The sequence below is a fragment of the Nocardia macrotermitis genome (assembly GCF_009604405.1).
Taxonomy (GTDB): domain Bacteria; phylum Actinomycetota; class Actinomycetes; order Mycobacteriales; family Mycobacteriaceae; genus Nocardia; species Nocardia macrotermitis.
Genome location: NZ_WEGK01000006.1, coordinates 200,444 through 227,396, shown reverse-complemented (window position 1 = coordinate 227,396; position 26,953 = coordinate 200,444). Strand labels below are relative to the sequence as shown.

Below are 26,953 nucleotides of genomic sequence, written 5' to 3'. Positions count from 1 at the left end.
GACCTGTCTGCGTGCGGGCGTCGGGATCAGGGTTCTGAGCAGCGGGAATACGTTGGTGCCACGTTCGAGTGCCCGCATTTCGAGGTGGGCGGGGGCCAGGCAGGGGCGATCGAGGCCGAGGGCGCGGTCGAACAGGGCCAGTGCGTCGCGAGAGTGCATCGCGGCCAGGCCGCCGCGGGTGATTCTGGCCATGTCGCGGGTGGCGAGATGGCCTGTCATGCCGCTGGATTCGGACCACAGGCCCCACGCGAGGGAGGTCGCTGGTGAACCCTGGGCTCGGCGGTGGGTGGCCAAGGCGTCCAGGAAGGTGTTGGCGGCGGCGTAATTGGCTTGTCCGGGGGAACCCACTATGCCTGCCATCGATGAAAAGAGTACGAAGACAGGGAGATTCATATCGCGGGTCAGGTCGTGCAAGTACCAGGCGCCGTCGGCCTTCGCTCGTAGGACGGTGTCGACGCGGTCTTCGGTCAATGAACCTATTACCGCGTCGTCGAGGACTCCGGCGGTGTGGATCACTGCTGTCAGCGGATTATCCGTTGGTATCTCGGTCAGTAACTGCGCCAACGCATCTCGATCGGCGACATCACATGATGCGACTCGAATACGTGCGCCCTCGGCAGTCAGTTCTGTTACGAGGTCTGCGGCACCGGGCGCTTGTGGGCCACGTCGGCTGACCAGCAACAGATTTCGTGCTCCGTGTTCGGCTACCAGGTGGCGGGCCATCGCTGCACCGGCCATTCCGGTGCCGCCGGTGATCAGTATTGTTCCCGCCGGATCTATTGCCGCCCCAACGGGATTCGGTTCTTCGGTGATCCTCGCCAAACGGGCGGCGCGCAAGGTTCCGGAGCGGATGATGATCTGTGCTTCACCGGTCGCCAGGATCTGCGCCGCGTCGATGTCGGAATCCGTGTCCACCAATATGATTCGCCCGGGGTGCTCGGTCTGAGCCGACCGCACCAGACCCCATACCGCCGCACCCGCCAGATCGGTTACATCTTCACCCGGCAGCGCCACCGCGCCCTGCGTCACCACGATCAGCATCCCCGAAACCTGTTGCGCCAAATGCGATTGCAGAGTAGTCAACGCCCGATTGGTGGCGTTGTGGACATCTGTCACCACATCGCCGCGCAGTGCGCCCACTCGGAACACCCATGCATCCACAGCAGACAAATTGAGCGTGCCCGGAACACTCCGATCCCGATTGCCATCGACGCCCGTGATATCCGAAACAACCACGCCTGTCGGCGAATTCGGTGCGGCAACTCCCCTGCCGATGTCAACGCCCGCCTTGGCCGGCACGACACCATCCCGAGCCGGGTCCGCCCCGGCCGAATCCTGCACCGGCCGGCCACTCAGCGCCACAGGCTCCCCGGCCGTCGGCAGTAGCGACCACACCACCTCGAACATGTTGCCCGCGCCGCCTCCGGGCAGCGCAAGCGCCGAGCGCAACTCCTCTGCTGTCACCGAGCGGATTGCCAGCGATCGCACGGACAGCACTGGAAGGCCCTGGCTGTCAACGCATTCCAGCGAGACTGCCTCGGGACCGGCGGGGCTGATCCGCGCACGCACGGCTTCGGCTCCCCCCGCGTGCAGGCAGACGCCCGACCAGCTGGATGGCAGGGTGCGTTCTTCGCTGTGGGTGGATGCGGCGTGCACGGCCGCGTCCAGGATCACCGGCTGTATGCCGAAACCAGCAAGTGGCACAGCGGAATTCGGGTCGACGGCGATTTCGGCGAACAGATCCGCGCCGCGCTGCCACAGTGCGCGCAGGCCCCGGAATGCCGGGCCGTACTCGTATCCGCGCGCGGCCGACCGCTGGTAGAGGTCGGCGATGTCGATTGGGGTGGCATCAGCCGGTGGCCAGGTCGACAGGTCCGAGGTATTCGGTGCGAAACCCTTGGGGCCCAACGTACCTTGTGCGTTCAAGCCCCAATCGGTGTCGGCGTCGCGGCGCGAGTACACCGATACCGTCCGCTGGCCGGTCTCGTCGGGAGGTCCGACGGCCACTTGCACGCGGACCGCGCCCCGGGCCGGTAGCACCAGCGGATCCCGCATCGTGAGCTCTTCGATCACACCGCAACCGACCTCGTCACCGGCACGGACGACGAGCTCCACGAGTCCGGCGGGCGGGAAGACCATCACGCCGGACAGCGCATGATCGGCCAGCCAGGGTTGGGCTGTCAGGGACAGCCGACCGGTCAGCACGACTCCACCGGTATCCGGCTGCTCCAGTACCGCACTCAGCAGCCCGTGACCGGTCTCCTCCACACCGAATCGACTCGCGTCACCGGCCGGGACCGTGCTCGACAACCAGTACCGCTGCCGTTGGAATGCGTAGGACGGCAAGGGAATACGGCGCGCACCCGTTCCTGCGAAGACCCCGTCGCAGGGCACGCCCGCCACGATCAGACGTCCCAGCGCAACCATCAGGGATTCCGGCTCGACGCGTCCCTTGCGCAGCGCGGGGATCGCGACGGCGGCCTCGGGGCGGGACAGCGACTCCTCGATCGATGCGGCGAGTCCTCCACTCGGCCCGACCTCGACGAATCTGGTCACACCGGCCGATTCCAGGTAGCGCACGCTGTCGGCGAATCGCACGGTTTCGCGCACGTGCCGGGTCCAGTAGCGAGCCGAACCGAAATCCGCACCGGCGGGGCCCGCGGTCAGGTTCGACACCAGCGGTATCTGGGGCTCGGTGCGTGCGAAAGTTTCTGCCAGCGCGGCGAATTCGGCGAGCATCGGTTCCATCAGCGGTGAGTGGAACGCATGGGATACCGGTAGATGATGAATTCTCCGGCCCTGTTCGCGCCACCGATTCGCAATGGTGTGGACGGCGTGTTCGGCGCCGGACATCACGATCGATCGTGGCCCGTTGATTGCGGCGACGGCTACACCCTCGACCAGGGACGATCGGACCTCGGCCTCGTCGGCCTGGACCGCGACCATCGCCCCGCCCCGCGGCAGCGCCTGCATCAGCCGACCCCGCGCGACGACCAGCGCGGCCGCGTCGGACAGCGACAGCACGCCCGCGACGTGCGCCGCGGTCAGTTCGCCCACCGAATGGCCCATCACGAAATCCGGTCGAAGTCCCCACTGCCACAGCAGCCGGAACAGCGCCACCTCGACGGCGAACAGCGCCGGTTGCGCGAATTCCGTACTGTTCAAAAGCTTTTCGTCACTGCCCCAGAGGATTTCGCGTAGCGGGCGGTCCAGGTGTTTGTCCAGTACCTCGGCCACGGCGTCGAATGCCTCGGCGAATACCGGGAACCTCGCGTGCAGGTCCGCGCCCATCCCCAGCCACTGTGCGCCCTGACCAGGGAAGACGAATGCTGTTCCGCCGGTGGTCGTGGCGCGGCCGCGCAGTACGTTTCGGCCGGGTTCGCCCTGGATCAGTTCGGTCAGGCCGCGGATCAGTTCTTCGCGGTCACTGCCGACCACGACCGCGCGATGCTCGAACATCGTCCGGTTGCTCAGGGACAAGCCGATATCCACCGTATTCAGGCCGGGATGGCGGCGGATGTGTTCCAGCAGGCGGCTCGCTTGACCGGTCAGCGCCTCGGCCGATTTCCCCGACAATACCCACGGCACCAGTGGCACACCTGGTTCGGTTCCGCCGATGCCGGAAACCTCAGCGGGCGTGTGGAATACCGGAGCCTGCTCCAAGATCACGTGGGCGTTGGTGCCGCTGATTCCGAAGGACGAGACGCCAGCGCGACGCAACGTGCCGGTATCGGGCCACTCCCGGTGCTCGGTCAGCAGTTCCACCGCGCCCGAGGCCCAATCCACATGCGGGGTCGGCACATCCACGTGCAACGTCCGCGGCAGCACACCGAATCGCAACGCCTGCACCATCTTGATCACACCCGCCACACCGGCGGCCGCCTGGGTGTGGCCGATATTCGACTTCACCGAACCCAGCAGCAGCGGGCGAGCGTCGACGCGGTCACGTCCATAGGTGGCCAGCAATGCCTGTGCCTCAATGGGATCGCCCAGTGCGGTCCCGGTGCCGTGTGCTTCGACCGCGTCCACCTCGGCTGCCGAGAGACCCGCATTCGCCAAGGCGGCCTGGATGACCCGCTGTTGAGAAGGCCCGTTCGGCGCGGTCAAACCATTCGACGCACCATCCTGATTCAGCGCCGAACCCCGCACCACCGCAAGGATTTCATGCCCGAGCCGACGCGCATCCGACAACCGCTCGACGACCAGCACACCGGCACCCTCGGCGAAGCCCATACCGTCGGCGGACGCGGCGAACGCCTTGCATCGCCCGTCGGCGGACAGTACGCGTTGCCTACTGAACTCCGGAAATACTGCGGGCGTGGACAATACGGTCACACCACCTGCCAGCGCGAGATCACACTCCCCCGAACGCAACGACTGCACCGCCAGATGCAACGCCACCAGAGACGACGAACACGCCGTATCCACCGACACCGCAGGACCTTCCAAGCCCAGCACATACGCCACGCGCCCCGACGCCACACTCGACGCCGAGCCGATCAGCCGATAGCCCTCACCATCTGTCGACGCGGATCCGTACGGCTGGTTGATGATCCCGGTGAATACTCCCGTCGCGGTGCCGTGCAACTGATGTGGATCGATCCCGCTGTGCTCCAACGCTTCCCAGGAGACCTCGAGCAGCAGACGCTGCTGCGGATCCATCGCCGTCGCCTCGGCCGGTGAGATTCCGAAGAATCCCGCGTCGAATCCGGCTATGTCATCGAGGAATCCGCCCGTTCGCGTGTAGGACCTGCCCACCGCATCCGGGTCCGGGTCGAACAGGGCCTCGATATCCCAACCGCGATCGACCGGGAAATCCTGTACCACGTCCACGCCGTCGAAAACCAAGTCCCACAACTCATTTGCCGAATCCACGCCACCCGCGAACCGGCAACCCAGACCGACGATCGCGATCGGCTCGTCGGTTGCCGCACGCACCGGCAGGTCCGGCCCGGCCTGGTGTCCCATGGTCTCCGCGCGTATGTGGCGGGCGAGCTTCACGGGTGTCGGGTAGTCGAAGATGAGCGTGGAGGACAACGTCAGTCCGGTGGCGGCTTTGAGCCGGTTGCCGAATTCGACGGCCGTCAGTGAGCGGAATCCCAAGTCCTGGAAGGAGATTTCCGGGTCTATGTCGTCAGGGCCGGGGTATCCGAGCACGATGGCGGTGTGGGAGCGGACCGTCCGCAGTAGTAGGGCGTGCTGTTCTGCCTCGGTCGATTCGCGCAGCTGCCGTATCAGCGTCGGGGTGTCACTATCGGCCGTTATGGGCGAAGGTGGCCCGATCAAGTTCGCGAACAGCGGTGCGGCGATTCCCGCGGTCGCTTGGGAGCGAAGTCCGGCCGGATCGATGCGGGCGGTCGCCAGGCAGGGGCGGTCGCTCCGCAATGCGGTGTCGAAGAGGGTGAGGGCTTCGCGGGAACTCATCGGCGCCAGGCCCAGTCGAGTCATTCTGGCCAGGTCTTCGGGTTGCAAGTGGGCTGTCATGCCACTGGATTCGGACCACAGGCCCCAGGCGAGGGAGGTCGCTGGTGAACCCTGGGCTCGGCGGTGGGCGGCCAAGGCGTCGAGGAAAGTATTCGCTGCCGCGTAATTGGCCTGGCCCGGGGAGCCGAGGATCCCTGCCATCGATGAAAACAGCACGAAGACAGGGAGATTCATGTCGCGGGTCAGCTCGTGCAGATGCCAGGCACCGTCGACCTTCGCTCGCAGAACTCCATCGATGCGGTCTTCGGTCAATGAACCGATCACCGCGTCGTCGAGAAATCCGGCGGTGTGGATCACCGCCGTCAGCGGAGAGTCCGAGGGTGTCTCGGTCAGCAACTGCGCCAAGGCATCTCGGTCGGCGACATCACATGCGGCCAGTCGGACCCGCGCGCCCGAGGCGGTCAATTCCGAGACGAGGTCGGATGCACCGGGCGCTTGTGAGCCGCGTCGGCTGATCAGCAAGAGGTTCCGTGCACCGTGTTCGGCGACCAGGTGCCGGGCTATCGTCGCACCGGCCATGCCTGTGCCACCCGTGATCAGCACAGTGCCAGCGGGATCGAATCGTACTGTCGCTGTGTTCGGTTCCTCCGGCACCCGAGCCAACCGTGCAATGTACGGAATCCCCGAGCGGACGACTACCTGTGGTTCTCCGAGCGCCAAGGTCTCGGCGATATCGAACTCGGAATCCGTGTCCACCAGCGCAATTCGGCCGGGGTGCTCCGATTGAGCCGATCGCACCAGACCCCGCACCGCAGCGCCGGCCAGGTCTTGCACATCCTCACCGGGCAAGGCCACCGCGCCACGCGTGACTACGGCCAATGTGCCCGAAACCTGTTGCGCCAAAAAGGATTGCAATACCGCCAAGGTCCGATGAGTAAGCTCGCGGACATCAGTCAACATCCCATGCCGCGACCCTCCCACGTCGAATACCACCGCATCCGCGACAGCAACATCCGCGACTTCGTTCGCGACGACTTCGGCGCCCATTCCGTGCAACCCAGGCGCATCCGGAACGGCAGCACTCGGAGTCGCATCGGCACTCACACCGCCGGACCCAGCCCAACGCGGCACAGCAGCTCCCCGCGCAGCGAATACTTCCCAGGTCAGCGTGGTCAATGCTGACACCGGCCTGCTTGCCGTGGGGGCCTGCGTCCACGTCAGCTCGAACAAGGTGTTCGCATCCGTCTCGGTGAGCTCTGTCCCGGGAAGTGCGGAATCAGGCTGGGCGGTCGCCACATTCGATGCCGTGGCCCCGGTGTCAGCGACCGGCAGACCGGCACCACCTCCGGGCAGCCAATAACGCCGTCGCTGAAACGCATACGACGGCAACGGAACACGTCGGGCACTGGTTCCAGCAAACACCGCACCCCAGTTCACCGCCACACCGCGCACATACGCCTGTGCGGCGGAGAGCAGGAAGCGGTCCAGACCACCCTCGTCACGCCCGAGGGATGGAACCACCACGGCCCCTGCACCATCGGCGCATTCATCGACCGCGTCCTCTATACCACCGACCAGCACGGGGTGGGGGCTGGACTCCACGAACACCCGGTAGCCCTGGGCGCATGCCGCGCGGACCGCCGCGTCGAACTCGACGGTCCCACGGATATTGCGGTACCAGTACTCACCATCGAGATCCGCAGTGTCGCAGGTATTTCCGGTGACCGTCGAGAAGAACTCGATCTCGGAAGTGCGCGGCTCGATGCCTGACAGCACCTGGAGCAGCTCGTCCCGGATCATCTCGACCTGGCTCGAGTGGGACGCGTAATCCACGTCGATGCGCCGGGCACGAATATCTCGACTCTCGCACTCCGCCAACAACTCTCCGAGTGCGGCCGGGGTACCGGACACCACGACAGCCGAACGGCCGTTCACCGCGGCGATACTCACCGCGTCACCCCAGCGTCGCACCAGCTCACCGGCTTGCCCGGCATCACAGGCCAGCGACACCATCCCGCCTGAACCCGACAATGCCACCAACAGCCGACTTCGCAAGGCCACCACATGAACCGCATCCCGCAACGACAACGCACCAGCCACATACGCAGCAGCAATCTCACCCTGCGAATGCCCGATCACCGCATCCGGCCGAACCCCCACCGACCCCCACAGCTCAGCCAACGACACCATCACCGAAAACAACACCGGCTGAACAACATCCACACGATCGAGCCCCGGCGCACCATCGACACCACGCAACACATCGATCAGAGACCAGTCGACGAATTCCGAAAGTGCTGCGGCACAGGACTTCATGTGCTCGGCGAATACAGGTGAGCTGTCCAACAACTCAACGCCCATCCCCAGCCACTGCGAACCCTGCCCTGGAAAAACGAACACCGTCTTGCCGGCCGCCTCGGCCCTGCCTTGCGCCACATTACGGCCCGGCTCCCCTGTGGCCAGACCAGCCAATCCACGCATCAATTCGGCACGATCGCCACCGACGACCACCGCCCGATGCCCGAATACCGAACGACCGACCGAAGAGAACCCGATATCCGCCACACCCAGCTCGGGATGCCGTTGCACGTGTTCCAACAACCGGGCCGCCTGCCCAGCCAACGCCTCGGCTGATTTCCCCGACAACACCCACGGCACCGCAGCCGGATCACCGGATTCGGCCCGGACCACGCGTGGAGATTCAGGACCGCCGGAAGCCGTGTCGAATACAACATCGTCGGGTGCCTGCTCGAGGATCACATGGGCATTGGTCCCGCTGATTCCGAACGACGAAACCCCCACGCGGCGTGGTGCATTCGTCACCGGCCACTTCCGGGAATCGGTCAACAGCTCCACCGCACCCGATGCCCAATCCACATGCGGGCTCGGCACATCCACGTGCAAGGTTCGCGGCAGCACCCCGTGCCGCAGAGCCTGCACCATCTTGATCACACCCGCCACGCCCGCGGCGGCCTGTGTATGGCCGATATTCGACTTCAGCGACCCGAGCAGCAGCGGCCGCGCCCGCCCTTGCCCGTAGGTCTCCAACAATGCCTGTGCCTCAATGGGATCCCCCAACTTCGTCCCCGTGCCGTGCGCCTCCACCGCATCGACCTCGGCTGCCGAGAGACCCGCATTCGCCAAGGCCGCCTGGATAACTCGCTGCTGAGAAGGCCCGTTCGGCGCGGTCAAACCATTCGACGCACCATCCTGATTCAGCGCCGAACCCCGCACCACCGCAAGGATTTCATGCCCGAGCCGACGCGCATCCGACAACCGCTCGACCACCAGCACACCAGCACCCTCAGCGAAACCGGTACCGTCCGCCGCCCCCGCGAATGCCTTGCACCGCCCATCCACCGACAACCCGCGCTGCCGACTGAACTCCGAAAACAGACTCGGCGTTGCCATTACGGTCACACCGCCGGCCAATGCCAGCTCGCATTCCCCCGAACGCAACGACTGCACCGCCAGATGCAACGCCACCAGAGACGACGAACACGCCGTATCCACCGACACCGCAGGACCTTCCAAGCCCAACACATACGCCACCCGACCGGATACCACACTCGATACCTGACCGGTCGCGGTGAATCCCTCCGAGGCCACCCCGTAGCCCTGCGCGATAACACCAGTGAATACGCCCGTCGGAGTGCCGCGCAGTGTCAGCGGATCAATTCCCGTATGCTCCAACGCTTCCCACGACACCTCCAGCAGCAGCCGCTGCTGCGGATCCATCGCCGTCGCCTCGTCGGGTGAGATGCCGAAGAATCCCGCGTCGAAGCCGGTCACGTCATCGAGGAATCCGCCCGCGCGGGTATACGACTTACCCGGCGCGTCCGGGTTCGGATCGAACAACCCGTCGACATCCCAGCCTCGATCGGCAGGAAAGTCCGATACCGCATCACCGCCGCGAATCACCAACTCCCACAGGTCATCCGCCGATGCCACACCGCCCGGCAACCGGCATCCAGCGCCCACGATCGCAATCGGCTCGGTCGAACGTTCGGCCATCGCCTTGTTCTGTTGTTTCAACCGCTCGATCTGAATGAGTGCCTTGCGCAGTGCCTCGGTCGCCTGCTCGAGCTTCGTGGTCATGCGGTCTCCCAATTCATCGGTCGTCTTGATCACCGAGAGCGACAGTGAGCAGGTCGTCCAAACTCATATCGACGAGATCTTCTTCCGTGGGGGTCGGCACGTTCTCGTCGTCCGGCGTGCCCGCCAGCCGGAGCAGCGTGTCCAGGACTCCTGCTCGGCGTAGCTCATCGATCGGTATGGACGCGATGAGCTGCTGAATTTCCTTGTCCTGGACCGTATTCGCGGCCTTCGTCCGAGATGGTCCGAGATCGAATTTGTCGCGGATGTGCCGGGCCAGGGCGGTCGGTGTCGGATAGTCGAAGACGAGGGTGGACGACAGGGCCAGCCCGGTCGCGGCCTTCAGTCGATTGCGCAGTTCGACCGCGGACAACGAGTCGAAACCCAGATCACGGAAGGCCGCATCGGGAGTGATGTCATCGGGGCCGGTGTATCCGAGCACGACGGAGGCTTGGGAGCGGACCACGTGCAACAGAATTGCGTGCTGTTCTTGTTCGTCCGCTCCGTGGAGTTTGCGGGACAGCGTCGAAACCGGCTGCTCGGCAATGTGATCGACCGATCGTCGCGCCGGGCCGCGAGCCAGGCCCGCGAACAGCGGTGTCCGAGAACGCATCGCCGTCGGATCGAAACGTGCTGGTATCAGGCAGGGGTGATTGGCGCGTAATGCGTTGTCGAACAATGCAACCGCCTCCCGCGACGACATCGCCACGAGCCCACCGCGCCCCATCCGCGCTACGTCCCGATCCTGTAGATGTCCGGTCATGCCGCTGGTCTGCGCCCACAACCCCCATGCCAGCGAGACTGCCGACGAGCCCTGCGCCCGGCGTTGTGCGGCCAGGCCATCCAGGAAAGCGTTCGCCGCAGCGTAATTGGCCTGGCCGGGCGTTCCGATGGTTCCGGCCACCGACGAAAACAACACGAACGCGGGAAGATTCATGTCGCGGGTCAGCTCGTGTAGATGCCAGGCACCGTCGACCTTGGCGCGTAGCACTCGATCGACCTGCTCGACGGTCAGCGATTCGACAACGGCGTCATCGAGGACCCCGGCTGCGTGGACCACCGCGGATAACGGTGCTTGCCCGGATATCTCGGTCAGCAACTGCGCCAATGCATTCCGATCCGCCACGTCGCAGGCCGCGACCCGCACCTGGGCACCAGCGCCGGTCAGTTCCGCCACCAGATCATTCGCGCCGTCGGCCTGCGCACCGCGTCGGCTGACCAGCAACAGGTTCCGCGCGCCGTGCTCGGCCACCAGATGTCTGGCCACCACCGCTCCGGCCATACCTGTGCCACCGGTGATCAACACGGTGCCAGCCGCGAACGAACCGGGCATCGTCAGCACCAGCTTGCCGACGTGCCGGGCCTGACCGAGGAATCGGAAGGCGTCCGGGGCACGCCGAATGTCCCAGGTGGTCACCGGCAGTGGTCGCAGCTCCCCGGCCTCGAACCGGCCCACCAGATCGGCCAGCATCTGTTGTATCCGTTCGGGATTCACCTCCAGCAGGTCGAAAGCCCGATACCGCACGCCCGGATGCTGTTCGGCGATCGCCGCCGCATCCCGGATGTCGGTCTTGCCCATCTCGAGGAATCGTCCGCCGCGCGGCAGCAGCCGCAACGACGCGTCGACGAATTCACCGGCGAGCGAATCCAACACCACGTCGACACCACGTCCACCGGTGCCGGTCAGGAATTTGCCCTCGAATTCGAGTGAGCGCGAATTCGCGATGTGATCCTCATCGAATCCCATCTGCCGCAGGGTATTCCACTTGCCAGGGCTCGCCGTGGCGAACACTTCCATCCCCCACAGCCTCGCCAGCTGCACCGCAGCCATCCCCACACCACCGGTCGCGGCATGCACCAGCAGCGATTCCCCGGCCCGCACCTCACCCAGATCCGCCAACGCGTGGTAGGCCGTCAGGAACGCCACCGGGACGCCCGCCGCCTCAGCAAACGACCACCCCGCCGGAATCTTCACCACCATCCGATGGTCGGCGACCACACACGGGCCGGCACCGATGAGCACACCCATCACCCGATCGCCGACCTCGAAACCTTCGACGGCAGAACCGATTTCGGTGATCACCCCCGCACCTTCACTGCCGAGCACCGCATCCTGCGCGGGATACATGCCCAGGGCGATCAGCACGTCACGGAAGTTCACCCCGGCCACCTGCACCGCCACCCGCACCTGCCCCGGCTCGAGCGGCGCATTCCCTGCCGGATACTCCTCCAGCGCGAGGTCCTCCAGCGTGCCCTTCTCCGCGATCCCCAGCCGCCAGGCCCGCCCCTCCGGGGGTATCAGAGCCTCATCAATGCGTGCTCCCGCAAGACGAGCAATATGCGCAATCCCATTGCGCACGAGCACCTGAGGCTCCCCTATCGCCAAGACGCGAGCCGCATCAATCTCGGAATCGCTGTCCACCAAGATGATTCGTCCAGAATTCTCCGTCTGCGCCGATCGCACCAACCCCCACACGGCCGCCCCCGCCAGATCTCCCACGTCTTCACCCGGCAGGGTCGCCGCGCCGCGCGTCACCACGACCAATGTCCCCGAAACACTCTGCGCCAAAAAGTCTTTCACCACCCCCAACACTCGATGCACCGCCCGATGAACACCAGCCACCACATCAACGGCAGGCGTCTCCACCTCTAACAGCACGGCATCCGGACCGCTGACGCCCCCCTCGCTACGACCAGACACCGCAGCCGACGAGGCCGGATTCCGACCGAGCACATCCGATGCAGCCCCATCCCCGTCGACACCAACAGATTCACCAGATCCACCTATACCTGTTGCGCGCCTGGTCCTTTCGAATATCTCCCAGGACAGCACAGACACGGGGGCAGTTGAGGCGATGGGCTCAGGTGCCGGGGACCACACCAGCTCGTAGAGGTTGTTCGTCCCGAGATCGAAGTGTGCTGTTGCCGCCGCACGGAGTTGTTGGGGTGTGACCGGGCGCATTGCTATCGATCGGGCCGAAAGTACCGGAAGGCCAGCGTGATCGGTCAGTTGCAGCGATACAGTGTCGGCTCCGGCTGGGGTGAGATGGGCACGTATCGCGGTGGCTCCCGATGCGTGCAGCGATACTCCCTCCCAGGCGAAAGGCAGTGTGATTTCGGGTGTTTCGGCGGCGATTACCGCTGCGTGCAGCGCTGCGTCCAGGAGGATCGGATGTATCCCGAGGTCCTTGACGTCGGTGTCCGGGGGAACGGCGATCTCGGCGAGTATGTCCGAGCCGTGTCGCCACATCGCGCGGAGGCCCTGGAATGTCGGACCGTACTCGTATCCCCGGGCGACCAACCGGGCATAAGCATCGGAGATGTCGACCGCGACGGCGTCGAGTGGCGGCCACGTCGATGGCTCCGAGGTATTCGCTTCTTCGACAAGGGAACTCAGGACTCCTTCGGCGTGCAGTGTCCAACCGGAGTTCGCGCCTCGGCGCGAGTACACCGAGATCGTCCGCTGTCCGGCATCACTCTCTCCGCCGACGACTGCCTGCACCTGAACCGCACCCTCGACGGGCAGTACCAGCGGTGCTCGCATGATCAGTTCCTCGGCCACACCGCAGTCGACCTGGTCACCGGCACGGACGGCCAGTTCCACGAACCCCGCACCCGGGAAGACGACCACACCGGATACCGCGTGATCGGCCAGCCACGGTTGCGCCGCCGACGACAACTGCCCGGTCAGCACAACTCCACCGGTATCGGGCTGCTCGATCACCGCGCCGAGCAAGGCATGCCCGGTCTGCCCCACGCCGAACTTGCTCACGTCACCTGCGGATGCCGACCCGGACAGCCAGAACCGCTGTCGTTGAAACGCGTACGTCGGCAAGGGGATACGCCGAGCACACAGCTCGGCGAATGTCCCACTCCAATCCACTCGCACACCGCGCACATGAGCCTGCGCGACGGACATCAGGAACCGATCGAGTCCACCGTCACCACGCCCGAGCGTCGGAATGACCACCGCCCCAGCATCTTCACCGTTCTCCCCAGCCAGATCCTCGATGCCCGCGATCAACACCGGATGCGGGCTGGATTCGACGAACACCTGATATCCCTGCTCGTCGGCCGCACGAACCGCAGCCTCGAACTCCACCGTCCCACGAATATTGCGATACCAGTACTCGGCATCCAAACCCGCTGTGTCATAGACATTTCCAGTAACAGTGGAAAAGAACGCGATATCGGACCCGCGAGGCTCGAGATCCGACAACGCTTCGCTCAGACCGTCTCGAATCGCCTCGACCTGCCCCGAATGCGAGGCATAGTCGACATCGATACGCCGCGCCCGTATCCCGTCGCTGTCACGGTGAGTGATCAACTCGTCCAACGCATCCGGTTCACCCGAGACCACCACAGCCGAACGACCATTCACCGCAGCAACACTCAACGCCTCACCCCAAGCCCCCACGAGCTCACGCGCCTGCTCAACACCACAAGCCAACGACACCATCCCACCCCCACCCGACAACCCCACCAACAACCGACTCCGCAACACCACCACACAAATCGCGTCCCGCAGCGACAGTGCACCCGCCACATACGCAGCGGCAATCTCACCTTGCGAATGCCCGATCACCGCATCCGGATAAATGCCCATCGCCTGCCACAGCTCGGCCAGCGACACCATCACCGAAAACAACACCGGCTGAACAACATCCACACGATCCAACCCCGGCACACCATCAACACCACGCAACACATCGAATAAAGACCACTCGACAAACTCCGAAAGCGTTGCAGCACAAGCCCCCATGCACTCAGCAAACACAGGCGAGCTGTCCAACAACTCAACCCCCATCCCCAGCCACTGCGACCCCTGCCCCGGAAAAACAAACACCGTCTTACCAGCCGTCTCGGCACGCCCCTGAGCCACATTCCCACCGGGCTCCCCCTCGGCCAACTCGGCCAATCCACGCATCAAATCCGCGCGATCACCACCAACAACCACCGCCCGATGCTCGAACCCCGACCGCCCAGCCAACGAAACCCCGATATCGGCAACACCCACCCCAGGCCGCTCCCGCACATACTCCAACAATCGCCCAGCCTGCCCCGCCAACGCCTCAACAGACTTCCCCGACAACACCCACGGCACCACCAACCGCCCCCGAAGTCCACCCCCGCCAACCACACTACGAGCCACAGCGTCCCGCTCGAACACTCCACGATCGACCGCCACCCGCCCAACGGAACCACCATCGTCCACCACACCGCCCCGCGCGTGATCCCCCACTGCCGCAACATAATCAGCAACATCACGACCACCCACCGCAGCATCGACAACCGAACCAGCACCCACCACACGACGGCCAGCAACAGAATCCCTTGCGGACACTCCATCGTCGACAGCTTCCCCCACAGCGGAGCCGCCATCGTCCACCACGCCACCCAGCGCGTGATCCCCCACTGCCGCAACATAATCAGCAACATCACCACCACCCACCGCAGCATCAACAACGGAACCACCACCCACCACACGACGGCCGACGACAGAATCCCGCGCGGACACTCCAGCATCGACAGCTTCCCCCGAAGCGGAGACACGGCCGTCCACGGTGTCATCGGAGAAAGTGTCTTCAACTACCACAGCGTTATCGACCATGACGGGATCGAAGTCAGCGGCACCGACCGCCGAATCGTGTTCAGGTACTCCGTCATTCGAGACCATGCGCTCGAGGTTGGCCCCACCGACCACAGGACCACGGGGTGGCACGCCGCTCGATGCGCCGCCGGTGCCGCGCGACGCACGAGCGTGTGGGGCGGCGTCAGGTGCATCGGTTTCGGGGGCATCGCGATCCGGGGTGGCAGTGCCAGTGGTGTCTGTAGGGCGGGAGTTCTGTTGAGGCGGAGCCTGTTCCAGGATCACATGGGCGTTCGTGCCGCTGATTCCGAAGGAGGAGATGCCAGCACGGTGGGTGGAGCCGGTGTCGGGCCAGGGGCGGGGTTCGGTCAGTAGGGTGACCGTGCCGGCGGACCAGTCGACGTGGGGGCTGGGGGTGTCGACGTGGAGTGTTTGCGGGAGGCGTCCGTGTCGTAGGGCTTGGACCATTTTGATGACACCGGCCATGCCCGCGGCGGCCTGCGTGTGGCCGATATTCGATTTCACCGAACCCAGCCACAGCGGGTGGTCGGCGGTGCGGGCGCGGCCGTAGGTTGCCAGGAGGGCTTGGGCCTCGATGGGGTCGCCCAGTCTGGTGCCGGTGCCGTGCGCCTCGACCGCGTCGACGTCGGCGGCCGACAGACCGGCGTTGGCCAGGGCCGCGCGGATCACGCGTTGCTGGGAGGGGCCGTTCGGCGCGGTCAGTCCGTTGGACGCGCCGTCCTGGTTGATCGCGGAACCTCTTACGACCGCGAGGATTTCGTGCCCGAGCCGATGCGCATCCGACAGCCGCTCGACCACCAGTACACCTGCGCCCTCGGCGAAACCGGTGCCGTCCGCCGCACCCGCGAACGCCTTGCACCGACCGTCCACCGAAAGTCCACGCTGCCTGCTGAATTCGGTGTAGATGCGCGGCGTCGCCATGACGGTCACGCCACCGGCCAGCGCGAGATCGCACTCGCCGAGCCGCAGCGACTGCACCGCAAGGTGCAGTGCCACCAGCGACGACGAACACGCCGTATCCACCGACACCGCAGGACCTTCCAGGCCCAGCACGTATGCCACCCGTCCCGATGCCACGCTCGAGGTCTGGCCGGTGCCGGAGTAGTCCTCGGTTTCCGCGGCGGCCGCCTGGGTGCCGTAGCCCTGCTCGATCAGGCCGGTGAAGACGCCGGTCGAGGTGCCGCGCAGTGTGAGCGGATCAATCCCACTGTGCTCCAACGCTTCCCACGAGACCTCCAGCAGCAGCCGCTGCTGCGGATCCATCGCCGTCGCCTCACGCGGGCCGATGCCGAAGAAGGCCGCATCGAATCCGGCTGCGTCATCGAGGAATCCGCCGGATCGGGTGTACGACCTACCCGCCGCGTCCGGGTCGGGATCGAACAATCCGGCCACGTCCCAGCCCCGATCGACCGGGAACTCCGAAATCACGTCCCCGCCGTGAAATACCAACTGCCACAGATCATCAGGTGATTCCACACCACCCGGAAACCGGCATCCCAGCCCAACGATCGCGATCGGCTCATCCACCACCGCACGCACCGGCGAGTGCCGCTCTCGATCCTGCGCACCGACGATCTCCTCCCGCACATGGCGAGCGAGCAACGTGGGCGTCGGGTAATCGAATATGAGCGTGGAGGTCAGCGCCACACCGGTCGCAGCCTCGAGCCGATGCCGCAGTTCGACCGCCGACAGCGAATCGAATCCCATATCGCGGAAGACCGTCTCCGGGGCGATATCACCGGGACCGTCATGCCCCAGCACCACGGCGACCTGGCTCCGAACCACTTGCGACAGTGCGGCGTGTTGTTCGTCTTCCGGCAGCCCGCGCAATCGCAACACCAGCGCGGATACCGGTTTTGGAGTGTCCTCGAAAGGTTCGATCGAATCGTCTTCAAACACACTCGACGAGGTCGTCCCACCGGACTCGGCAGAACGTGGCAGCTCGAATCGCCGACGCTGGAATGCATAGTTAGGCAAGGGAATACGCCGAGCACCGGCAAACATCGCACGCCAGTCCACCGCCAAACCACGCACGTGAGCCTGAGCAGCCGAGAGCAGAAACCGATCGATCCCGCCATCCCCACGCCCGAGCGACGGAACAACCACGGCCCCATCGACACTGTCCTCGATCCCCGCGATCAGCACCGGATGCGGACTGGATTCGACGAATACCCGAAACCCACTCTCACCAGCCGCACGGACCGCTGCCTCGAACTCCACCGTCCCACGGATATTGCGATACCAGTACTCGGCATCCAAACCAGCAGTGTCGCAGAGTCTTCCGGTAACCGTCGAGAAGAACGCGATCTCCGAGGAACGCGGCTCGAGCCCCGCCAACACCTCGATCAACTCGTCGCGGATGACCTCGACCTGCCTCGAATGCGAGGCGTAATCCACATCGATGCGCCGCGCCCGTATCTCACGGTGCTCACAGTGAACAAGCAACTCCCCCAATGTATCCGGAGTACCTGACACCACCACAGCAGAACGGCCGTTCACCGCGGCGACACTCAACGCATCACCCCAGCCGTCCACCAACTCACGCGCCTGCTCGACACCACAAGCCAACGACACCATCCCACCCCCACCCGACAACCCCACCAACAACCGACTCCGCAACGCCACCACACGAACCGCATCCCGCAACGACAACGCACCCGCCACATACGCAGCAGCAATCTCACCCTGCGAATGCCCGATCACCGCATCCGGCCGAACCCCCACCGACCCCCACAGCTCAGCCAACGACACCATCACCGAAAACAACACCGGCTGAACAACATCCACACGATCGAGCCCCGGCGCACCATCGACACCACGCAACACATCGAATAAAGACCACTCAACAAACTCCGAAAGCGTTGCAGCACAAGCCCTCATCTGCTCGGCAAACACCGGAGAACTATCCAGCAACTCAACCCCCATCCCCACCCACTGCGAACCCTGCCCCGGAAACACGAACACAGTCCCACCCAGAATCCCGCCCCGGCCAACAACCACATTCCGCCCAGCCTCCCCCGCGACCACCTCAGCCAACCCACGCATCAACTCATCCCGATCACCCCCGACAACCACCGCCCGATGCCCGAACACAGACCGCCCCGCCAACGAAAACCCCGCATCGCCAACATCCAACCCAGGCCGCTCCCGCACAAACCCCAACAACCGCCCAGCCTGCCCCACCAACGCCTCAGCCGACTTCCCCGACAACACCCACGGCACCATCCCCACCGAGACACCGCCACCCGAGGAACCCCCACCCTCACACTCGTCGGCAGACGAAATCACCACATGACAATTCGCCCCACCCATCCCGAAAGAACTGACTCCCGCAATCCGAGCAGCCCCCTCAGGCCAATCATTCGAGAAACCACCGACCCGAACACCGAGCGAATCCAGATCGACATCCGCCCGCGTTTCACGATAATTCAAACTCGCCGGAACCCGCCGATTCCCAATAGCCAGAACAACTTTCAACAACCCGGCAATCCCCGCCGCACCGAGCAGATGCCCGATATTGGTCTTGACCGACCCGACCACCAACGGATCATTGGAAGAACGCGGCCCGAAAACCTCCCCCACCGCCGCCGCCTCGACCGGATCACCGACTTTCGTACCGGTCCCGTGCAATTCGACATAGTGCACATCCCGAGGATCGATCCCCGCATCCCGATAAGCCCGCCGCAACACATCGACTTCCCCCGCCACGGTAGGCACGGCAATACCACCCTGCCCTTCCCCGCCGTGCCCTGCCGCACTCCCCCGAACAACCGCCAGAATCTCATCACCGTCGGCAACAGCATCCGCCAGCCGCTTCAAAAGTACGAGCCCCGCCCCTTCCCCCCGAACATATCCGTCCGCCCGAGAATCGAACGTGAAACACCGCCCCTGCGCGGACAACCCGCCGAATTGCGCTTCGATCTCCTCGGCCACCGTATCGAGATTGAGCTGCACCCCACCGGCAATGGCCGACACCGATTCCCCCGACGCCACGCTCCGGCACGCCAGATGCACCGCCATCAGCGACGAAGACTGCCCACAATCCACCGTCAGACTGGGCCCGCGCAGCCGCAGAAAATACGACACCCGATTGGCGATCATCCCCCGGCTGATCCCGGTATGCGTATAGCGATCGAACCCGGAAGACCCACCACGAACCAACCCGGCGAAATCATCCCCCATCGCACCGACGAATACCCCGACCTGCGCACCGGCCAGCACATCGGCATCGATTCCGGAATTCTCCAACAGATTCCAGGCGAGCTCCAGAACCACGCGCTGCCGGGGATCCATCGACGCCGCCTCCCGCGGCGGAATACCGAAGAAGTCGGCGTCGAATTCCGCCACATCCGGGAGAAATCTCCCCGACAGCCCGCGCGCGGACTCGCCCGGCTCACCCGAGGTCCGGCGCACTCCCGTCGTCGTAGCGACCTCGACCGCGTTGTTCAGCAGATCCCAGAACTCCTCCAGATTCTCCGCACCGGGAAACCTGCACGCGGCTCCCACGATCGCTACATCCGTCACGACCAGACCACACCCCGATCAACAATTCTCAGAAACTGCCGCTGTAGGCGATCTCCGACTCCCGATCGAAGACGCGCGATACCACCTCCGGGTGCTCACGGTAGAAGAAATGACCGCCCGTGGAGGTGATCGAATCGAATTCGCCACGAGTGTACGGCCGCCACCGAGTGAGACTGGAAAGATGCAGACGCTGCTCGTCCGACGCCGAGATATCGGTGATCGAGGTATGGATCATCGAATGCGACCATTCCCGGAAACCCGAGGTGAGATCCGCGACGTACGGGCGCTGCATCACCTCCCGATTCGCCCCGCTGAGTTCGGGCGGCAGTTTCCCGGCCGCATCCGCCGCGGCGAGCCGGCGCTTGGTATATCTGACCGGCCCGCCGTTCAGCCACGCGTAGACCGCACCCATCCGCCATTCGTTGGGACACGCGCTCACGATCGGAATGAACCGCCCGACCTGTACCCCGAGCTTCTCCAACTCCTGGGTGGCGACGAAGGCGAGCAACCCGCCGAAACTCAATCCGGACAGCACCGGCCGGACCGCGCCGATCTCCACGAGTGATTCGGCGATCTCCCGGCCGACCGCGCGCAGGCTGGTCGGATCCGGTTCGTCCTTGCGCACACTGCGGCCCGGCATCCGCCACACCGCGAAGTCGTAATCCCCGATCAGCGGAATCAGCGGATTCGCCGTCCATGCCTGTTCGACGCCCGCGCCGCCGAACAACCACACCGACGGCCGCCGACCGCGATATTCCGAGGTCGGAAACCACCATTTCTCCAGCGCGGTAGGTCCGGAACTCATGCCGCCTTCTCCTGCTCCTGCTCGAGTAGCTTGACCACCCGCGCGGCGATCGACTCGATGGTCAGATCCCCGGTGAACTGGAACACGCTCATCTGCACGTCGAGCTGTTTCTGCACCCGGGCCCCGAATTCGACGCCCATCACCGAGTCGATACCGAGGTCCGCGATCGGCCCGCGCGTATCGATGCTCTCCGGTTCGACGCCCAACACCTCGGACAGCTGCTCCACGATCACCTTGATCACCGCCGGCGCGCGTTCCTCGGGTGGCAGGTTGAGCAGCATCTGCCGAGCCGCCGCGGCCTGCTGCGACTCCGGCACCTCGTCGACGACCTCCTCGAACCGGCCGCTCTCGGCCGCGACGCGGTTGCTGCCGCGCCAGGTCGCCCAATCGAGATCGGCGATCATCAGATTCGCCTGCCCGAACCGGGCCGAATCGAACAGCAGCCCCGCGCCGCGATCCATATCGAGCGGTATGAAGCCCAGCACCTCGAGATATTTGCTGACCGCCAAGGACGCCTCGGCCATCCCGCCACCGGCCATCGCACCCCAGTTCACCGAGGTCCCGGCGAGTCCCGCGGCGCGGCGGGCGGCGGCGAACGCATCGAGTGTGGTATTCGCCGCGGCGTACGACGCCTGCGGAATGGTGCCGGTGATCGCGCTGATCGAGGAGTAGAGCACGAACGCGTCGAGCTCGAGACCGCGTTCCCGGGTCGCCGCGTCCAGGGCGAAGGCCCCGCCGACCTTGGGCGCGAATACCGTGCCGATCGTCTCGGCGCTGATATCGGCGATCGGTTCGTCGGCGATCACCCCGGCGGTGTGGAACACACCCCGCAGCGGCCGCGCGGGATCGACGGTCGCGTCGAGTACGCGTCCCACCGCGGCGGGATCACTGACGTCGGCGGACTCGCACACCACCTCGACGCCGCGCGCGGCCAGCACCTCGAGCTGCCTGCGCACCTCATCGGTGGTCACCCCGCGGCGCCCGACCAGCACCAGCCGGGTGGCCCCGCGCTGCACCAGCGCCCGCGCGGTCGCCAGACCGAACGCGCCGAACCCACCGGTGATCAGATACGTCGCGTCCGGCCGCACCGCCAATGCGGGCGGACGCTGCGGCAGCACCTCGGGCACATCGGTGCGCAGATCGACGACCACACGCCCGACCTGCGACGCGCGCAGCACCGTCTCGAACGCCGCGGACAGCTCGGTGATCGGAAACCGTACGTAGGGAAGCGGTTCCACGCCACCCTGCGCCAGCGCGACCACACATTCCTTCATGAGTTCCCGGAACCGCTCCGGCCGCTGCGCGAGCAACCGGTCCATATCGATGGAGTAGAAACTCAGGTTCCGGTTGAACGGCCGCAGATCCACGGTGCCGCCGAAATAGACGTCCGCCTTACCGATTTCGATGATCCGGCCGAATTCCGCGGCGACGGTGAAGTCCTGACTGATCACCTCGCCCGGCATCGAGTTGTAGACCACGTCCACGCCGCGACCGTCGGTCAGGCGCAGCACCTCGTCCACGAAGCTCGACGAGCGCGAGTCCAGCACGTGGGTAGCGCCCAGCTTCGCCACTGCCGCACGACGTTCCGCGGAGCCGGCCGTCGCGAACACCGTCGCGCCGAGGCTCGCGGCAACCTGCACCGCGGCCATGCCCATGCCACCGGCGGCACCGTGGATCAGCACGCTGTCGCCGGGCCCGAGATCCGCGAGCGTGTGGAAGGAGTAGTACGCGGTGACGAACGGCAGCCCGGAACCGATTGCCAGCGGGTCCAATTCGCGATGATCGCCGAGTACCGCGCGTGGCGCGCGCACCCACGCGCCGCCGCCGTCCATATCGAGCAGGGCGTAGCGACTCAGCAGACCGCGCGTCGCCACCGCCATCGCGTCGCCCACTTCGAACTCGGTGACCTCGGAGCCGACGCGGGTGACCACGCCGTATCCCTCCATACCGGGTACGGTGCCGAAATATGTTCCGGCCAACTGTCTTTCGGTGAGGATGCCGAGCACCTTGAGCGGGTCCTTGTAGTTCAGGCCGATCGTCTCGACCCGGACCTCCACCTCACGCGGACCCGGCGGCACCCGATCGCACGCGCGCAGCGCGAGATCCTTGAGCAACCGGGTGCGGGGCAGCACCACCTCGTACGGCTCCTCGGCGCTCTCCAATTGGATTGGTACATCCCATTTTTCGACGAATTCCGCCGCCGAGCGCAACAACCGTTCGGCCGAGCGGCCGTCCCCGCGCAACCGGATCTCGTCCGACTCCGCGCTGGTTCCCCGAATCAGTTCCGAGACAAGGGATTCGGTGTTCACCGAGGCGTCGGTGTCGATCAGCGCCCAGCCGATCGGGTTCTGCTCGTTGGCGAGGGTGCGGCGCAGTCCGATCAGCGCGGCGTGCGCCGGATCGCAGGCGGTGTCACCCGGTCCGACCATGCCGTTGCCGGTCACGACGACCACCCGCACATCGAAATCGGATGGATCGTCCTCGAGCCGGCCCGAAGACGCGGCGACCACCACGCGGGCGAACGACACCACGCGATAGGCGAGTCCGGCGGCGTCGTAACCGGGTCCGGGAACCAGCCCGATCCTGAGATAGCCGTCCCGAGAAAGGGTTTCGGTGAGCTGCTGCGTCACCGCCGCGATGGCGGTCGCATCGTCGGGATCGGCGTCCCAGGCAATCCGGAGCGGTTCGATCGGGCCCTGCGTCACCCCCGACAGCACCGCCCGCGCGGGCTCGCCGATGGTGACCGCGACGTTGATCGCGCGGCCCTGATCGTTCGGGGACAGCGCCTCGAGATCCTCCCAGCGCCGCTCGTAGAACAGCCGCTCGAGATCGTCCAGCGGGTCCGGCGCGACGCCGATGGGCGCGAATTCCGCGCCGTACAGCGCGAGCGCGACCTCCCCGTTCTCATCGGTGAGGAAGGCGTCCACCCGCAACGGCGCGGTCGACACCACCGACACGACCGCGAGCAGTTTCTCCGGTATCGGCCCGAACAGCCGCACCCTATCCACCGCGGCGGGCACGTGCGCGACCGCGCGCGTGTGCTGCGCGGTACTGCTCGCGGCGAGCAGTACCGCCGCGCACTGGAAGGCCGCGTCGGTCAGCGCCGGATGCACGACATGCGGTGCGTCGGGCGCGAATTCGCCCTCGACGATGCCGTGCGTATCGAGCTCGGCGACACAGGTCGTACCCCGTACCCGGGCGCGCCGGATGCGCCGGAACGCCGGACCGTAGGCCAGGCCGAGCGCGTCCATCGCGGCGTAGATCTCGTCGTGATCGAACGCGATATCACCGGATTCCTCGGCCGGAACCTCCAGCCGATGCGCACCCGAATCCATCTCGACCAGCCGCCCGAACGCGTGCTGGGTCCACAGATCACCGTGTCCCGAACGCGATTTGATGGACAGGCGTTTCGCGGCGTTCTCGACCGCGACGCGCACCACGGGCACATCGTGCTCGGAGACGATCAGCGGCGCGACGAACGCGAGCGCGTCCACACCGCACTGCTGGCGACTGCTGCGTTGCCGCGCGGCGGCCAGGGCCGCGTCGATGTATCCCGCACCGGGCAGCACCACCGCACCGCCCACGTTGTGATCGCGCAACCAGGGCAGATTCGCCGGGGCCAGGGTGAGTTCCCACTCCGATTCCAGGGAATCGGTGCGATCACCCAGCAGCGCGAACCGATTCGCGTCACCGTGCCGGGCCCGCAGGGTGCGGATGTTCTCCTCCCACACCTCGAGATCCAGCCACGGATACGGCGGCAGATCCAGATGCGCGACCTTCGTGTCCCGGTATGTCGAGACGTCGCCGGGCGCGTCGACGGCGCCGGCCCGATACAACTCGGCCAGGGCGGTCAGCGCGGCGGATTCGGCGTCCTCGTCGCGGTGCAACGTGCCGATGCCCGCGCCGCTCACACTGTGCCGGATGAACGCCTCGCGGATATTGCCCACCAGCACCGGGTGCGGGCCGACCTCCAGGAAGACCCGGAACCGCTGCTCGATCAGCGCGTCGATGGCGTCGGCGAATCGGACGGTGTCGCGCACGTTGCGGCACCAGTAGGCCGGATCGGCGAATTCCTTGGCGTCGAACAGCTCTCCGGTGACCGTCGAGTAGACCGGCACCGTGGGTTCACGCGGGGTGAGACCGGCCAGCGACTGCGTCAACTCGCCGAGGATCGGGTCCATCAGATGGCTGTGATACGGCACCTCGACCCGCAGCCGCCGCGCGAAAACGCCGTCGGCCGTGAGCTCTTCGCGTAGTTCCTCGAGCGGACCCTCCAGTCCCGCGAGCGTCACCGCCGTGGAGCCGTTGACCGCGGCGACGGACAGCGCGTCACCGAAACGTTCGCAACGTTGCCGTGCCTCGTCGGGTCCCAGACCCACCGCGAGCATGCCGCCGCTGCCCGCGGTCTGCGCCTGCAACCGGGAGCGGTGGTAGGCGACGGTGAGCGCGTCGGTCAGCGAGAGCGCCCCGCTGACGTAGGCCGCGGACACCTCGCCGACACTGTGTCCGACGATCGCCGCGGGGTGAACTCCCCACTGCGCCAGGTGATCCACCAGCGCAACCTGGATCAGGAAGTTGGCGGGCTGCGCGATATCGGTGCGCGCGATCCGGGAGCTGTCCTCGTCGGCGAGCATCTCCTCGAGGATCGACCAACCGGCGATCTTCCGGAACTCGGCGTCGATCGTCTCGGCGGTATCGCGGAACCGCCCGGACCCGACCAGCAGCGTGCGGCCCATCGCCCACCACTGCGGACCCATCCCGCTGAACACGAACACCGGGGTGCGCAGGCCCTCGACCAGTACCCGGTCGCCGACCTTTCCTTCCCCCGAGGCGAACGAATCCAGCTGTGCGACAAGATCTTCGGTGTTCCGATAGACGAACCCGCGGCGCAGGTGATGATGCGCCCGCCGATGCACCACCGCGGCCTTGACCCGCGGCACATCGACCGCGCCGCCACCGCTGGCGGCGTCCACGGTCGGCGAATCGGCTGTGGGAGAAGCGGGTTCGGCATTGCTCGGATGCGACCGGAGCAGATCCCCGTACCCGCGCGCGAGCCGGCGCAGCGACTCCTCACTGCGCGCCGACACCGGGAACACCCGGACCTCGTCGCGCGCCTCGTCGGCGGGCACCGGGTCGGGCGCGCGTTCGACGAGCACATGCGCGTTGGTGCCGCCGTAACCGAAACTGTTGACACCGGCGTGGATTCCGTCGAGATCCTCGACCTCGAGCGGTACGGTCAGGCCCAGATCATCGAACGCGATCTCCGGATTGGGGTTCTCCAGATACGCCTGCGGCGCGACGCGCCCCTCCCGCACCGTGAGTGCCGCCTTGATCAGTCCCGCCACACCGGCCGCGGCCTCGGTGTGACCGAAGTTGTTCTTCACCGAACCCATCCGCAGCGGGCGGGTGCGCCCCTCGGCCAATCCGTAGGCGCGACCCAGCGCGGAGGCCTCGAGCGGGTCGCCGACGCCGGTGCCCGTCCCGTGCGCCTCGACGTAACCGACTCGGGCAGGGTCGATTCCGGCGTCCTGGGCCACCTTCCTGGCCAGGGCGAACTGCGAATCCGGATTCGGCACGGGCAGCGCGAGGGTGCGACCGTCCTGGTTCACACCGCTGCCGCGGATCACCGCGTAGATCCGATCCCGGTCGCGCACAGCGTGTTCCAGGCTCTTGAGCACGACCACGCCGACGCCCTCACCGCGGCCGTAACCGTCGGCCGAGGCGTCGAACGACTTGCATCGCCCGTCCACGGACAGGAATCGGCCCTTGCACATCGTGATGAAGGTCTCGGGCTGGAAGATCACGTTCGAACCGCCGACCAGCGCGATCTCGCATTCACCGTCGGCGATCGCGCGCACGCCCAGATGGGTGGCGACCAGCGAGGAGGAGCAGGCGGTGTCCACGGTCAGGCTGGGGCCGTGCAGATCGAAGGTGTACGCGATCCGGTTGGACAACAACGTCTGCGACGAGCTGGTCGCCGCGAAGTTGTCGATCCGGTCCAGCGCGTGCGATCCGGCCTTGCCCACCGCGTTGTCGTTGGTGAAGCCGCCGATGAAGGTGCCGACCGAGGTGCCGGTGACATGTCCGGCGACGCCCGCGTCGTCGAGGGCCTCCCAGGACACCTGGAGCAGCCGCCGCTGCTGCGGGTCCAGCGTCGCGGCCTCGCGGCGGGAGATGCCGAAGAAGTCCGAGTCGAATCGAGCGAAGTGTTCGTCGACGAAAGACGCGTGCCTGGTGTACATCCGGCCCGGGGCTTCCGGGTCCGGGTCGTAGTAGCGGTCGACATCCCAGCGCCAGTCCGGGATCTCGGTGACCGCATCTCCCTTGCGCACCAGGAAATCCCAGAAACTGGACGAGTCGACTATGCCCCCGGGATACCTGCACCCGATTCCGATTATCGCGATGGCAACCATGGCCCCCACTCAGTGTGTCTGGAAACTGATGACCGCAGAATTATCAGCTGAATTGCCGCGTGTTGTCTGGCGTTTGACCGA

The 26,953-nt window shown here is 65.8% G+C and carries 2 protein-coding genes and 2 pseudogenes; all 4 read right to left on the bottom strand.

Annotation, left to right across the window (positions count from 1 at the left end):
• Window positions 1-240: 240 nt before the first annotated feature.
• Window positions 241-9,522, bottom strand: a pseudogene (locus tag NRB20_RS38165) (type I polyketide synthase); the annotation flags it as partial.
• Window positions 9,523-9,535: 13 nt separating this feature from the next.
• Window positions 9,536-19,636, bottom strand: a pseudogene (locus tag NRB20_RS39300) (SDR family NAD(P)-dependent oxidoreductase); the annotation flags it as partial.
• A gap of 46 nt (window positions 19,637-19,682) precedes the next feature.
• Window positions 19,683-20,459, bottom strand: coding sequence for a thioesterase II family protein (locus NRB20_RS16330; protein WP_153410985.1), 777 nt, complete (start codon window positions 20,457-20,459; stop codon window positions 19,683-19,685).
• Window positions 20,456-26,872 carry a type I polyketide synthase gene (locus NRB20_RS16325; protein ID WP_153411138.1) on the bottom strand — a complete coding sequence of 2,139 codons (6,417 nt, stop codon included), beginning with the start codon at window positions 26,870-26,872 and terminating at the stop codon, window positions 20,456-20,458. Before NRB20_RS16325 ends, NRB20_RS16330 begins: the two co-directional genes overlap by 4 nt.
• Between the last annotated feature and the right edge of the window lie 81 nt (window positions 26,873-26,953).